This window comes from Roseateles chitinivorans (assembly GCF_002761755.1).
GTDB lineage: Bacteria > Pseudomonadota > Gammaproteobacteria > Burkholderiales > Burkholderiaceae_C > Roseateles > Roseateles chitinivorans.
The window spans coordinates 24,255-38,447 of the sequence record NZ_PEOG01000013.1 but is presented as its reverse complement, the minus strand read 5'-3'; the positions used below and the strand labels follow the sequence as shown (position 1 = coordinate 38,447).

Below are 14,193 nucleotides of genomic sequence, written 5' to 3'. Positions count from 1 at the left end.
GGAAGCGGCGAAGAACGTCCGGTTTCGAAGATCGCAGAACAACACAAATGCAGCATCAACATCCTGTCGCGTCGGCCAGTGCCGGCGGCGTTTCGCTCGCCGAGGCCTTCGCGTCACGCCTGCGGCGTGGCGAGAACGTCCGGGCCACGCTGGAGGTTGACCTCGATGCGCGATTGCGCTTCGCCGCGGGCGGTCTGCAACTCACCGATCAACGGCTGCTGTCGCTGGAGCCCGCCGAGGACGGCGCCGGCGCCCTGGTCGAGCGCGAATGGCCGCTGACGCCGGCGCTGCGCCTGGCGCTGTCGGACCACGCCGGCCTGGGGCAGCTGGAGCTGGTCGACGACCGCGGCCGGCTGGCCCAGTGGCGCTTCACGATGAAGGTCAACCTGCAGGCGCAGCGCTTCCAGGACGCCTTCAACCGCCGCGATGAACCGGCCCAGACCCAGGACGCCGAACCCGAGCTGTGCCCGAGCTGCCAGGCGGTGCTGCCCGAGGACAGCGAGGAATGCCCCTCCTGCGCCCGGGAGCTGCACACGCCGCCGTCGACCTGGGTGCTGCTGCGGCTGTGGCGCTTCGCGCGGCCTTATCGCGGCCAGTTGCTGCTGGGCTTCCTGCTGATGCTGGGCGCGACCGGCGCGACGCTGGTGTCGCCCTACCTGACCATGCCGCTGATGGACGACGTGCTGATCCCCTTCCAGCAGGGCAAGCAGATCGACACCGGGCTGGTGGCGCTCTACCTGGGCGGCCTGCTCGGCGCGGCGATCGTGTCCTGGATCCTGGGCTGGGCCAAGACCTACATCCTCGCGCTGGTGTCCGAGCGCATCGCCGCGGACCTGCGCACCGCGACCTTCGACCACCTGCTGGGCCTGTCGCTGGAGTACTTCGGCTCCAAGCGCACCGGCGACCTGATGAGCCGCATCGGCTCGGAGACCGACCGCATCAGCGTCTTCCTGTCGCTGCATGCGCTGGACTTCATCACCGATTGCCTGATGCTGCTGATGATCACGGTGATCCTGTTCTCCAACAACGCCTGGCTGGCGCTGGCGACGCTGGTGCCGCTGCCGTTCATCGCCTGGCTGATCCACCTGGTGCGCGACAAGCTGCGCACCGGCTTCGAGAAGATCGACCGGGTCTGGGGCGAGGTGACCTCGGTGCTGGCCGACACCATCCCCGGCATCCGCGTGGTCAAGGCGTTCGCGCAGGAGCGCCGCGAGGCCGAGCGCTTCCGCAGCGCCAACAAGCACAACCTGCTCGTCAATGACCGGCTGAACAAGACCTGGAGCCTGTTCACGCCCAGCGTCTCGCTGCTGACCGAGATCGGCCTGCTGGTCGTCTGGGCCTTCGGCATCTGGCTGATCGCGCATTCGCAGATCACCGTGGGCACGCTGACCGCGTTCCTGGCCTACATCGGGCGCTTCTACGGCCGCCTGGACTCGATGAGCCGCATCGTCTCGGTGACGCAGAAGGCGGCCTCGGGCGCGAAGCGGATCTTCGACATCCTCGACCACCATTCCAACGTGCCCGAGCCGGCGCAGCCGGTCCGGCTGGAGAAGGTGCGCGGTGGCCTGACGCTGCAGGACATCGGCTTCCGCTACGGCAACCGGACGGTGATCCGCGACCTGAACCTGGAGATCCAGCCGGGCGAGATGATCGGCCTGGTCGGCCACAGCGGCTCTGGCAAGAGCACGATGGTCAACCTGATCTGCCGGTTCTACGACGTCACCGAAGGCGCGATCAAGCTCGACGGCGTGGACCTGCGCCGCTTCTCGCTGGCGGACTACCGCCGCCACATCGGCCTGGTGCTGCAGGAACCCTTCCTGTTCTTCGGCACCATCGCGGAGAACATCGCCTACGGCAAGCCCGACGCGACGCGCGAGGAGATCGTCGCGGCCGCCCGCGCGGCGCATGCCCATGAATTCATCCTGCGGCTGCCGCAGGGCTACGACTCGCTGGTCGGCGAGCGCGGCCAGGGGCTGTCCGGCGGCGAGCGCCAGCGGATCTCGATCGCGCGCGCGCTGCTGATCGACCCGCGGATCCTCATCATGGACGAGGCCACCTCGGCGGTGGACACCGAGACCGAGAAGGAGATCCAGAAGGCGCTGGACAACCTGGTGCGGGGCCGCACGACGATCGCGATCGCCCACCGCCTCTCGACGCTGCGGAAGGCCGACCGGCTGGTCGTCATGGACCGCGGCGAGATCGTCGAGGTCGGGCCGCACGACGAGCTGATCGCCAAGCAGGGCGCCTACTGGCGGCTCTGGGAGGCGCAGGCCCGCCGCGTCGATGCGGAGGAGCAGGACAGCGTCGTCGTCGTCGCGCCCAACGTCAATGTCCACACGGCCACGCAGGCCTGATCGCGCCGAGGTGTCTTCATGAGCAACATCCAGTCCCTGGCGCGCAATCCGTTCGGTCGGCTGATCCTGGTCGACGCGGCCGGCCAGACCCACGACAACGTCACGCCGGTGCGGGCCCATCCGCTGTCCGCGCCCGAGGAGGGCATCTCCCTGGTCGGCACCGACGGCCATGAGATCGCCTGGATCGACCGCCTCGGCGACCTGCCCGAGGCGGTCCGCACGCTGCTGCGCGACGAGCTCGACCACCGCGAGGTCACGCCCACGGTGCTGAAGCTGCTGGCGGTATCGACCTTCTCCACGCCGTCCCAATGGACCGTCGAGACCGACCGCGGCGCCACCGAGTTCATCCTCAAGAGCGAGGAAGACATCCGGCGCATCGGGGAAGGGCGGCTGCTGATCGCCAGCTCCCACGGCCTGCACTTCCTGGTGCCGGACCGGTTCTCGCTGGACCGGCATTCGAGGAAGCTGCTCGAGCGCTTCCTGTAAGCCCGCCCGTCGGGGCCGGGGCCACCCTTACGCATTTATGCAATAGCCGAAACGGCAAAGACCTGCCCTACAATTGACGTTTACGTAAACGTAAGACGAATTGCCCAGCGGGTGCCCGGAGCGGCGCACGCGGAGGCGGTCGAGGAGACATCCCCATGAGCCTGCCCGGTCTGAACTTCCACCTCGGCGAAGACATCGACGCGCTGCGCGACGCGGTGCGCGAATTCGCCCAAGCCGAGATCGCCCCGCGCGCCGCGGAGATCGACCGCAGCGACCAGTTCCCGATGGACCTCTGGCGCAAGATGGGCGACCTGGGTGTGCTGGGCGTCACCGTGCCCGAGGAATTCGGCGGTGCCGGCCTGGGCTACCTGGCCCACATGGTCGCGATGGAGGAGATCAGCCGCGCCAGCGCCTCGGTCGGCCTGAGCTACGGCGCCCACTCCAACCTGTGCGTCAACCAGATCAAGCGCAACGGCAACGAGGCGCAGAAGAAGAAGTACCTGCCCAGGCTGATCTCCGGCGAGCACGTCGGCGCGCTCGCGATGAGCGAGCCGGGCGCCGGCTCCGACGTCGTGTCGATGAAGCTGCGGGCCGAGGACAAGGGCGGCTACTACGTCCTCAACGGCACCAAGATGTGGATCACCAACGGGCCCGACGCGGACACGCTGGTCGTCTACGCCAAGACGGAGCCCGAGCTCGGCGCCCGCGGCATGACCGCCTTCCTGATCGAGAAGGGCATGAAGGGCTTCTCGATCGCCCAGAAGCTCGACAAGCTGGGCATGCGCGGCAGCCATACCGGCGAGCTGGTGTTCCAGAACGTCGAGGTGCCGGCCGAGAACGTCCTGGGACAGGTCGGCGGCGGCACCAAGGTGCTGATGTCGGGCCTGGACTACGAGCGCGCCGTGCTGGCCGCCGGCCCGATCGGCATCATGCAGGCCGTCATGGACAACGTCGTGCCCTACATCCACGACCGCAAGCAGTTCGGCCAGTCCATCGGCGAGTTCCAGCTGATCCAGGGCAAGGTGGCCGACATGTACACCGTGCTGCAGGCCGCCCGCGCGTTCTGCTACACGGTCGGCAAGAACCTGGATGCGCTCGACGGCGCGCATGTGCGGCAGGTCCGCAAGGACTGCGCGTCGGTCATCCTGTGGTGCGCCGAGAAGGCCACCTGGATGGCGGGCGAAGGCATCCAGATCTTCGGCGGCAACGGCTACATCAACGAATACCCGCTCGGCCGGCTCTGGCGTGACGCGAAGCTCTACGAAATCGGCGCGGGCACGTCCGAGATCCGCCGCATGCTGATCGGCCGCGAGCTCTTCGCCGAAACGATGTGAGGCCTTCGCGGGTGCGACAGGCCGGTGTCCGCCCGTAACCGCGACAATCCCGCCCCATGAGCACGAACGACCACATCGACGGACTGCTGGACAACAACCAGCGCTGGGCCACCGAAACCGAGGAGCGCAGCCCCGGTTTCTTCTCGCGCCTGCTGAAGCAGCAGACGCCGCAGTACCTCTGGATCGGCTGCGCCGACAGCCGGGTCCCGGCCAACGAGCTGGTCGGGCTGCTGCCCGGCGAGCTCTTCGTCCACCGCAACGTGGCCAACGTCGTCGTCCACTCCGACCTGAATTGCCTGTCGGTGATGCAGTTCGCGGTGGACCAGCTCAAGGTCCAGCACATCATCATCGTCGGCCACAGCAACTGCGGCGGCGTGCGCGCCGCGCTGCAGGACCTGCGCGTCGGCCTGGTCGACAACTGGCTGCGTCATGTGCAGGACGTCCGCAACCATCATCAGGACTGGCTCGACCAGCTGCCCGAGGAGCAGCGCGTCAACGCGCTGTGCGAGCTCAACGTGCTGGAACAGGCCCGCAACGCCTGCCAGACGACGGTGGTGCAGGACGCCTGGTCGCGCGGCCAGTCGGTGGCGGTGCATGGCTGGGTCTACGGCCTGCACAACGGCCTGCTCAAGGACCTGAGCGTCACCGCCGCGGGACCCGACGACGTCGGCCCGGCCTACCGCCGCGCGCTGGAGGCGCTGCAGCGCCGCTACGAGGCGGCCATGGGCCGCTGAGCCCGCGCGGCCACGACCGGACATGAGCGGAACGGACGGCGGCGCCATGTTCCCCCACGAGCTCAACGACCCGCGCGCGTTCGAGATCGCGCAGGCGATGCTCGAGGGCTTCGACAAGCACTACCGGCTCTTCCGCGCCGCGTCGGCCACCGCCAAGCAGCGCTTCGAGCAGGCCGACTGGCATGGCCAGCAGCGCGCGCAGCGCGAGCGCATCGAGTTCTACGACCTGCGGGTCGACGAGGCCGTCGCGCTGCTGGAGGCGCGCTACAAGACCAGCGAGTTGCCGAGCGAGGTCTGGCAGCAGGTCAAGCTGCACTACATCGGCCTGCTGACCAAGCACCTGCGCCCGGAACTGGCCGAGACCTTCTTCAACTCGGTCACGACGCGCATCCTCCACCACAGCTACTTCCACAACGAGTTCATCTTCGTCCGGCCCGCCATCTCGACCGAGTTCATCGAGAACGAGGAGCCCGCCGCCCAGCCGACCTACCGCTGCTACTACCCCTCGCAGGACACGCTGCGCGACACCTTCATGCGCATCGTCTGGAACTTCCAGCTGGCGCTGGAGTTCGAGGACCTGGGACGGGACATCGACCTGGTGCTGAAGGCCGTCGGCGAGCAGCTCGGCGCCTTCCGCTGGCGCACCAACTTCCAGGTGCAGGTGCTGTCCTCGCTGTTCTTCCGGAACAAGGGCGCCTACATCGTCGGCAAGGTCGTCAACGGCTTCAGCGAGACACCGTTCGCGCTGCCCATCCTGCACAAGGAACCCGCTCCGGGGGCCGACGCGCCGGCGAATGCCAATGGCGCGAAGGAACCGACCGCGGCACGCCGGCTCTACATCGATGCCGCGCTCTTCGGCGAGGACGAACTGCAGATGCTGTTCAGCTTCGCGCGGGCCTACTTCCTGGTCGACATGGAGGTGCCCAGCGCCTACGTGCAGTTCCTGCGCTCGCTGATGCCGCGCAAGCCGCGCTCCGAGATCTATTCGGCGCTGGGCCTGCAGAAGCAGGGCAAGAACCTCTTCTACCGGGACTTCCTCAACCACCTGCGCCACAGCAGCGACAAGTTCCGCATCGCGCCCGGCATCAAGGGCATGGTGATGCTGGTCTTCGACCTGCCGTCGTACCCGTTCGTCTTCAAGGTCATCAAGGACTTCTATCCGCCGCAGAAGGACACGACGCGCGAGCAGATCCAGGCCAAGTACCTGCTGGTGAAGCAGCATGACCGGGTGGGGCGGATGGCCGACACGCTGGAGTACACCCGCGTCGCCTTCCCGCGGCACCGCTTCGAGGACGAGCTGGTCGCCGAGCTGAAGCACTTCTGCCCGTCGCTGCTGGAGGAGACCGGGGAGGACCTGGTCATCAAGCACCTCTACATCGAGCGCCGCATGGTGCCGCTCAACATCTACCTGCAGGAGGCATCGCCGGCGCAGCTGGCGCATGCGGTGGTGGAGTACGGCAACGCGATCAAGGACCTGGTGGCGGCCAACATCTTCCCGGGCGACATGCTGTGGAAGAACTTCGGCGTGACCCGCCACGGCAAGGTCGTCTTCTACGACTACGACGAGATCGAATACCTCACCGACTGCAACTTCCGCAAGGTGCCCGCGCCGCGCAACGAGGAGGAAGAGCTGTCCGGCGAGGTCTGGTACCACGTCAACAAGCTCGACGTGTTCCCCGAGACCTTCGGCCCGTTCCTGCTCGGCCATCCGGGCGTGCGCGACGTCTTCATGGCGCATCACGCCGACCTGCTCGATCCCGCGTTCTGGCAGACCCACAAGGAACGCATCCTGGCTGGCCATGTCGAGGACGTGTTCCCGTACGACCCCCACAAGCGCTTCCATGTCCACGGCGTGGCGCCGGCCCTGAAGGTGCCGGAACCGCAGGACCGGGAGCTTCCCATCCATTGATCCGCCGCGGCCCCGCCGGGCCGCATCGATTCCCCTGAAGGAGACCTTCATGTCCGATTCCATCGTCATCGTTTCCGCCGCGCGCACGCCGATCGGCGGCCTGCTGGGCGACTTCGCCGGCCTGGCCGCGTGGGAGCTGGGCGCCGTCGCGATCAAGGCGGCCGTGGAGCGCGCCGGCGTGCCGGCCGATTCGATCCAGGAAACCTTCCTGGGCAACTGTTTGATGGCCGGCCAGGGCCAGGCGCCGGCCCGCCAGGCGGTGCTCAAGGCCGGCCTGCCGCAGTCGGTGGGCGCGGTCACGCTGTCCAAGATGTGCGGCGCCGGCATGCGCGCCGTCATGTTCGCGCACGACACCCTGAAGGCCGAGAGCGCCGATGTGCTGATCGCCGGCGGCATGGAGTCCATGACCAATGCGCCGCACCTGATGTTCGCTCGCAAGGGCGTGAAGTACGGCGCCGCGCAGATGTATGACCACATGGCGCTGGATGGCCTGGAAGACGCCTACGAGCGGGGCAAGGCGATGGGCGTCTTCGCCGAGCAGTGCGTCGACAAGTACGCGTTCTCGCGCGAGGCGCAGGACCAGTTCGCCATCGCTTCGACCGAGCGCTCCAAGCGCGCGAACGAGGACGGTTCCTTTGCCTGGGAAATCGCGCCGGTGACGATCGCCGGCAAGGGCGGCGACACGGTGGTCTCGCGCGACGAGCAGCCGTTCAAGGCCAAGCTGGACAAGATCCCGACGCTCAAGCCGGCGTTCAAGAAGGACGGCTCGATCACCGCGGCGACCTCGTCGTCGATCTCCGACGGCGCGGCGGCGATGGTGCTGATGCGGGAGTCGACCGCCAGCAAGCTGGGCGTGACGCCGGTGGCGCGCATCGTCGGCACGGCGGTGCACGCCAACGCGCCGGAATGGTTCACCACCGCGCCGGTCGGCGCGATCCAGAAGCTGCTGGCGAAGAACCAGTGGGATGCGAAGAGCGTCGACCTGTGGGAGGTCAACGAGGCCTTCGCCGCGGTGACGATGGCCGCGATGGCCGAATTCAAGCTGCCGCACGAGATCGTCAACGTCAACGGCGGCGCCGTGGCGCTGGGCCATCCGATCGGCGCGTCTGGCGCCCGCATCCTGGTCACGCTGCTGGGGACGCTGAAGCATCGCGGACTCAAGCGCGGCGTCGCGGCGCTGTGCATCGGCGGCGGCGAAGCGACCGCCGTCGGCGTCGAGCTGATCTGAGGACGGGCCGGATGGCGCAAGTCCTCATCATCGGCGCGTCGCGCGGCATCGGCCTCGAGCTCGTCAAGCAGCACCGCGCCAGCGGCGACACCGTCGTCGCCACCGCGCGCGACGAGGCCAGCCTGGAGAAGCTGCGCGCGCAGGGCGCGACGGCGATCAAGCTGGATGTCTCGGACATGATCAGCATCGCCGGGCTGGCCTGGCAGCTCGACGGCTACCAGTTCAACCGCGTCATGTACGTGGCGGGCCTGTACGGGCCCAAGACGATCGGCCTGCAGCCGCCGAGCGCGGCGGACTTCGACGCCGTCATGCACACCAACGTCCTCGGACCGATGCGGGTGCTGCCGCAGCTGCTCGATGCGCTGGCGCCGGCCGCGCGCATCGGCATCCTGTCGTCGCGGATGGGCTCGATGACGCTGCGCGCCAACTCGGCGGGCTGGGTCTACCGCGCCTCGAAGGCGGCGGTGAACTCGGTGATGAAGGACGTGGCGCTGACGCTGGACGGCCGCGCGACCTGCGTGAGCCTGCATCCGGGCTGGGTCAAGACCGACATGGGCGGCCAGGAGGCCGACATCGACGTCGCGACCAGCGCGGCCAGCCTGCGCCAGGTGCTCGACGGCCTGAAGCCGGGCGACAACGGCGGCTTCTTCAACTACGACGGCAGCCCGCTGCCCTGGTGATTCCATGATCCTTTCCGACGACCACCGCGCGGTGCAGGACGCGGTCCGCGCCTTCGTGCAGGACCAGATCGCGCCCAAGGCGGCCGAGTGGGACAAGTCCCATCACTTCCCGGCGGAAGAGCTCAAGGGCCTGGCCGCGCTCGGCTGCTACGGCGTGGCGGTGCCGCACGAGTACGACGGCGCGGGCCTGGACTACCTGGCGCTGGCGATCATCCTGGAGGAGATCGGCGCCGGCGACGGCGCGACCTCGACGGTGGTCAGCGTCAACAACTGCCCGGTGTGCAGCATCCTGATGGCCTTCGGCAACGAGGACCAGAAGCAGCGCTTCCTCAAGCCGCTGGCGCGCGGCGACATGCTGGGCGCGTTCTGCCTGACCGAGCCGCATGTCGGCTCCGAGGCCGGCGGGCTGAAGACGACGGCGGTGCGTGACGGCGACGACTACGTCCTCAACGGCGTCAAGCAGTTCATCACCAGCGGCAAGAACGGCGACGTTGCCATCGTGATGGCGGTGACCGACAAGGCGGCCGGCAAGAAGGGCATCTCCGCCTTCCTCGTGCCGACGTCGACGCCGGGCTACCTGGTGGCGCGCATCGAGGACAAGATGGGGCAGCACGCCAGCGACACGGCGCAGATCCTGTTCGAGAACTGCCGTATCCCGGCCGCAAACCGGCTCGGCGAGGAAGGGCAGGGCTTGAAGATCGCGCTGTCGGGCCTGGAGGGCGGGCGCATCGGCATCGCGTCGCAGTCGGTGGGCATGGCGCGGGCGGCCTTCGAGGCGGCGCTGCGCTACAGCAAGGAGCGGGTCGCCTTCGGCGTGCCGATCTTCGAGCACCAGGCGATGCAGCACAAGCTGGCCGACATGGCGACGCAGATCGAGGCGGCGCGCCAGCTCATCTGGCATGCCGCGTCGCTGAAGGACGCCGGCCAGCCCTGCCTCAAGGAAGCGGCGATGGCCAAGCTCTTCGCGAGCGAGATGGCGGAGCGGGTCTGCTCCGCCGCCATCCAGATCCACGGCGGCTATGGCTACGTCAGCGACTTCCCGGTCGAGCGGATCTACCGCGATGTCCGCGTGACGCAGATCTACGAAGGCACGTCCGAGGTCCAGAAGATCCTGATCGGACGCGCGCTCGGCTGAAGTCGGTGCCCGGTTGCGGCCCGGGAGGGCTGCGGCGGGCTACTCGCCGGTGTGCCGGGCCGCAGGGGCGTTGGTCCGCGGTCCGGAGGCGGTCAATCGCCGCTTTCCTTGACCTCGCGACCGTTGAGCGGCTGCACCGGCCGCGCATTGCTGCCGATCAACTTGCGGAAGGCGGCGATCTGCGCGGCGGACAGCGTGGCCGGCGTCTTCAGGACCATCCAGTGGACGCCCTCCGAGCAGGGCGGCGTGGTCAGGGAACCGGCGAAGTCGTAGTAGCCCAGCGTCTTGGGCAGCAGTGCCGCCAGGTCCAGCGACAGGGCGTCCACGGTGATCTTCTCGCCCGGGCGCGGCAGGTGCTGGAAGACGGGCGTCAGCGCCGCGTTCGCGGCACCCGCCTGGATCAGCACCGCCACCACGCCGAGCTCGCCCGCGGCGTTCTTGTGGACCAGGTGGACCACCATCGGCGTGGACTTGCCCTTGATGCGCTCCTCGCTGGGCGTGTGGAAGTGGAACTGCAGCAGTTCGTAGGTCTGGCCGCCCACGTCCAGCGTGTTGCCCGCGGGCAGGTTCACCTGCACCGTGTGGCCGTTGTTCCAGATCGTTGGCGCGGCACTGCCGTAATGGAAGTTGAGTGGCGGCAGATCGGCTTTCACCGCATGGTCGATGTTGATCGGGCTCTGCAGGTGGCCCATCGCGCAGGTGGCGAAGGCAGGGTCGACCTCGCTCCAATGGGCGGCGCCTTTCTCGCCGGTGTATTCCCAGTGGGACGCCGGAGACGCGGCGACGGCGAGGGTGGACGACAGGAGGCCGATCGACAGAGCGGCGAACAGCGGGCGTGCGGACAGGTTCATGACGGGGCGCTAGGGTGAGACGTGGGAGGAGGTCCGGCCCCCGCGCGGGGAGCCGGGCGGCGGCAGTGTGGCGCGCAGGGTGTTGTGCCTGCGTTCAGTCGACGAGAAGAATGCGTTAAGCACTTCGTCCGAACGTCGATCCGTGCGCGGGCTCAGTCCTCGTCGAGGTTGAGCCCGCTCTGCCAGACCGGCAGGGCTGCATCGAACATGGACGCCGTGCTTCCCAGCGCTTTCGGATCGCGGGCCAGCTTGAGCCAGGCCAGCGTGTCGTGGTGGCTGCCGGGCAGCAGGTCCCGGGCGCGCTCGGCGCTCAGCCAGGCATGCAGCGCGGCGTACTGCGCCGGGTGGCGCTGCGCCGTCCAGCCCAGCGCGACGAGGTCGCCATAGCCTTCCTCGCGGCGCGCCGATTTCATCGAGAGATAGGCGCGCTGCAGGTCCGGACTGAGGCCATCGGGCGCCGGCGCGGCCGAGAAGCCGGCGGGCAGGTTGAACCAGACGCCGTCCAGGTAGCGGCGGCAGTGCCCCAGCTCGTGCGCGGCCATCAGCTCCAGCGCGGGGTCTTCCAGGCCCGCCGGCAGGCGCTGTATCGTCGCCTCGCCCTCCGGATTGCCGCGCAGGCTCAGCACCAGCTTGCAGCGGCCGTCCCTGAAGCCCAGCGCCAGCGGCGCGGCCTCCGGCGCCTCCTGCGGCTGCACCACCACGTCCACCGGCATGCCCGACGCCTTCGCGTGCTGCAGCACCGGCGTCATGCCCGCGATCCAGCGCTGCTCCAGCGGCGTCAGGCCTGCGGCCCAGGCAGGGGTCGAACACACCGGGATCACGGCGGCAAGCGCGAACAGCGCGGCGGACAACTTCTTCATCACGGCTCGGGTCCTGCTGGTCGATGAGGGCAGAGCACCGATGGTGACGGGCCGCATGGCGCTTGTGCGCGGTCGGCCCTGCATGACGCCGGGGTCGGCGTGACGGTTTGCCGCTTGCGCGCGGCGAGTTGTAAACCGGGTCGAGGCGCCCGCTCGAGTGCCCCTGACGCATCGCACGACGGGCGGCGGAGGGCGCGGCGCTCCCGCGCCGCACCGGCCGGCGTGGTGTCAGCCCAGCGCCGTGTCCAGCACCATCATCAGCGCGAAGCCCAGCATCAGCCCCTGCGTCGCCCAGCGCTCATGGCCCTTGCGATGCGACTCGGGAATGATCTCGTGGCTGATGACGAAGAGCATCGCGCCCGCCGCGAATCCCAGTCCCCACGGCAGCAGCAGCGGCCAGGCCGAGACCACCCAGGCGCCCAGCACCGCGCCCACCGGCTCCACCAGGCCCGAGGCCGCGCCCAGCAGCAGGGCCTTGCGCCGCGAGTACCCCACCGTCATCAACGCCACCGCGATGACGAAGCCCTCGGGCAGGTCCTGGATCGCGATCGCCAGGCTCAGGCTGGCGGCCGCGACCGGGTCATTGGCGGCGAAGGCCACGCCGATCGCCAGGCCCTCGGGCAGGTTGTGCAGCGTGACGGCGATCACGAACAGCGTCGTGCGGCGCAGTCGGGTCGGGTCCATGCCCTCGCGGCCCTTGATGAAGTGCTCGTGCGGCAGCCACCGGTCCAGCGCCATCAGCGCCCAGGCGCCGAGCAGCACCGCCAGCGCCACCTGGCCGGCGGCGCCGGTCGGCGTCGCATGCTCGCGCGCCGCCTCGAGCCCGGGCAGGATCAGCGAGAAGGAACAGGCCGCCAGCATCACGCCGGCCCCGAAGCCCATCAGCGCGTCCTGTCCACGCGCCGAGAGGCTGCGCGTGCCCAGCGCCGGCAGCGTGCCGAAGGCCGTCGCCGCCGCGGCGAGCAGGCCCGCCTGCAGCGCCATCGCGATCACCGACCCCTGGCCGATCACTCCCGCCGGCTTGATCCACCGCCAGCCCTGATGGAGCAGCAGCGCGGCGCCGATCAGCAGGATCGCGAAGCCCAGCCACTGGCGCATCCGGTGGCGTCGCGCCAGTGCGGGGTCGATCACCGCGAGAGGCGGTGCCGGATCGACGGCGGGATCGTGGCGGTGAGCGGGGTCGTGGGCCATCGGTGTCCGCGGGGTTTCGGCCTCAGAGTCCGCCATCGGTGAGCTTGGCGGGATCCAGCATCTGCAGCAGCGTCGCGCGGTCGAACTCGGTCATCTCCTCGGCGACGTCGACGATGGGCCGCTTTTCCGCATAGGCGCGCTTGGCGATCGCCGCGGCCTTCAGGTAGCCGATCTCGCGGTTGAGCGCGGTGACCAGGATGGGATTGCGTGCCAGCGCATGCTGCAGCCCGTCGGTGTTGACCTTGAAGTCGCGGATCGCCTGCTCGGCCAACGCGCGCGACGCGGCCGCCAGCAGCGCCAGGCTGTCCAGCAGGTTGGTCGCGATCAGCGGCAGCATCACATTGAGCTGGAAGTTGCCCGACTGGCCCGCGAGGGTGATCGCCGCATCGTGGCCGATGACCTGCGCGCACACCATCGTGACTGCCTCCGGGATCACCGGATTGACCTTGCCCGGCATGATCGAGGAGCCCGGCTGCAGCGCATGCAGCTCGATCTCCGCCAGGCCGGCGAGCGGGCCGGAATTCATCCAGCGCAGATCGTTGGCGATCTTCATCAGCGCCACGGCCAGGCCCTTGAGCGCGCCGGAGAGCGCCACCGCCGTGTCCTGCGCCGACAGCGCGGCGAAGAAGTCCGGCGCGGGGCGGAAGGCCAGGCCGGTGAGGGTGGACAGTTCCTCGCAGAAGCGCTGCGCGAAGTCGGGATGCGCGTTGATGCCGGTGCCCACCGCGGTGCCGCCTTGCGCCAGCTCGCAGACCGACGGCAGCAGCGCGCGCAACTGCGCGCGCCGCGCGTCGATCTGCGCGCACCAGCCGCCGAGTTCCTGGCCCAGCCGCAGCGGCATCGCGTCCATCAGGTGGGTGCGGCCGGTCTTGACATGGTGGCCGTCGCTGCGGATCTTGTCCTGCAGCGTCTGCACCAGCAGGTCCAGCGCCGGCAGCAGCTCGCCCTGCAGGGCCTGCGCCGCGCTGATGTGCAGCACGGTGGGAATGGCGTCGTTGCTGCTCTGTCCGGCGTTGACATGGTCGTTGGGGCTGACCGTCGTCGGGTTGGCCGCGCCGGTGCCGATGAGCCGCGTGGCCAGCGTGGCGATCACCTCGTTGGCGTTCATGTTGGAACTGGTGCCCGAGCCGGTCTGGAAGACTTCCACCGGGAAGTGGTTCATCAGCGCCGGGTCCTGCAGCAGCTGCGTGGCGGCCCGGTCGATGGCCTGGCCGATGTCGGCCGGCACCTGCTCGAGCGCGATGTTGGCCCGCGCGGCGGCGGCCTTCTGCAGCACCAGCGCGCGCACGAAGCGCTCGGGCATCGGCTGGCGGCTGATGGCGAAGTTCTCGACCGCGCGCTGCGTCTGCGCGCCGTAGAGCGCGTCGACCGGCACGGCGACCTCGCCCATGGAGTCGCGTTCGATGCGGGTGGCCTTGGTCATGGGGATCC

The 14,193-nt window shown here is 69.1% G+C and carries 12 protein-coding genes; 8 read left to right on the top strand and 4 right to left on the bottom strand.

What is annotated here, in order from left to right; all coding sequences use genetic code 11:
- The first annotated feature begins 47 nt into the window (after nt 1-47).
- The 8 genes from CS062_RS06230 (at nt 48) to CS062_RS06195 (ending at nt 9,860) form a co-directional block, all read left to right on the top strand.
- Nucleotides 48-2,354, top strand: a complete 2,307-nt coding sequence (locus CS062_RS06230; RefSeq protein WP_099860577.1) for a cyanophycin metabolism-associated ABC transporter — start codon at nt 48-50, stop codon at nt 2,352-2,354.
- A gap of 18 nt (nt 2,355-2,372) precedes the next feature.
- Complete coding sequence (locus tag CS062_RS06225) at nt 2,373-2,840, top strand: cyanophycin metabolism-associated DUF1854 family protein (RefSeq protein WP_099860576.1); 468 nt, start codon at nt 2,373-2,375, stop codon at nt 2,838-2,840.
- 155 nt (nt 2,841-2,995) lie between these two features.
- Nucleotides 2,996-4,174, top strand: coding sequence for an isovaleryl-CoA dehydrogenase (locus CS062_RS06220; RefSeq protein ID WP_099860575.1), 1,179 nt, complete (start codon nt 2,996-2,998; stop codon nt 4,172-4,174).
- Nucleotides 4,175-4,230: 56 nt separating this feature from the next.
- Nucleotides 4,231-4,908: a carbonate dehydratase gene (can, locus tag CS062_RS06215; protein ID WP_099860574.1), complete on the top strand. Its 678-nt coding sequence runs from the start codon at nt 4,231-4,233 to the stop codon at nt 4,906-4,908.
- Between the two features lie 46 nt (nt 4,909-4,954).
- A complete protein-coding gene (gene aceK, locus CS062_RS06210) occupies nt 4,955-6,817 on the top strand; it encodes a bifunctional isocitrate dehydrogenase kinase/phosphatase (protein WP_099860637.1) in 1,863 nt (620 codons plus the stop codon).
- A 49-nt stretch (nt 6,818-6,866) separates the two neighbouring features.
- Nucleotides 6,867-8,045 (top strand): acetyl-CoA C-acyltransferase, encoded by a 1,179-nt coding sequence (locus CS062_RS06205; RefSeq protein ID WP_099860573.1) that lies wholly within the window; start codon nt 6,867-6,869, stop codon nt 8,043-8,045.
- 11 nt (nt 8,046-8,056) lie between these two features.
- Nucleotides 8,057-8,725, top strand: coding sequence for an SDR family oxidoreductase (locus CS062_RS06200; RefSeq protein WP_099860572.1), 669 nt, complete (start codon nt 8,057-8,059; stop codon nt 8,723-8,725).
- 4 nt (nt 8,726-8,729) lie between these two features.
- Complete coding sequence (locus tag CS062_RS06195) at nt 8,730-9,860, top strand: acyl-CoA dehydrogenase family protein (protein ID WP_099860571.1); 1,131 nt, start codon at nt 8,730-8,732, stop codon at nt 9,858-9,860.
- A gap of 92 nt (nt 9,861-9,952) precedes the next feature.
- On the opposite strand, the gene CS062_RS06190 is transcribed toward CS062_RS06195, so the two are convergent.
- The 4 genes from CS062_RS06190 to CS062_RS06175 all read right to left on the bottom strand — a co-directional run bounded on the left by CS062_RS06190 (nt 9,953) and on the right by CS062_RS06175 (nt 14,185).
- Nucleotides 9,953-10,711, bottom strand: coding sequence for a carbonic anhydrase (locus CS062_RS06190; RefSeq protein WP_099860570.1), 759 nt, complete (start codon nt 10,709-10,711; stop codon nt 9,953-9,955).
- Between the two features lie 152 nt (nt 10,712-10,863).
- Complete coding sequence (locus CS062_RS06185; RefSeq protein ID WP_099860569.1) at nt 10,864-11,571, bottom strand: hypothetical protein; 708 nt, start codon at nt 11,569-11,571, stop codon at nt 10,864-10,866.
- 228 nt (nt 11,572-11,799) lie between these two features.
- Entirely contained in the window at nt 11,800-12,669 is an 870-nt protein-coding gene (locus CS062_RS06180; RefSeq protein WP_099860568.1) for a ZIP family metal transporter, read from the bottom strand.
- Nucleotides 12,670-12,784: 115 nt separating this feature from the next.
- Nucleotides 12,785-14,185, bottom strand: a complete 1,401-nt coding sequence (locus CS062_RS06175) for a class II fumarate hydratase (protein WP_099860567.1) — start codon at nt 14,183-14,185, stop codon at nt 12,785-12,787.
- Nucleotides 14,186-14,193 lie beyond the last annotated feature (8 nt).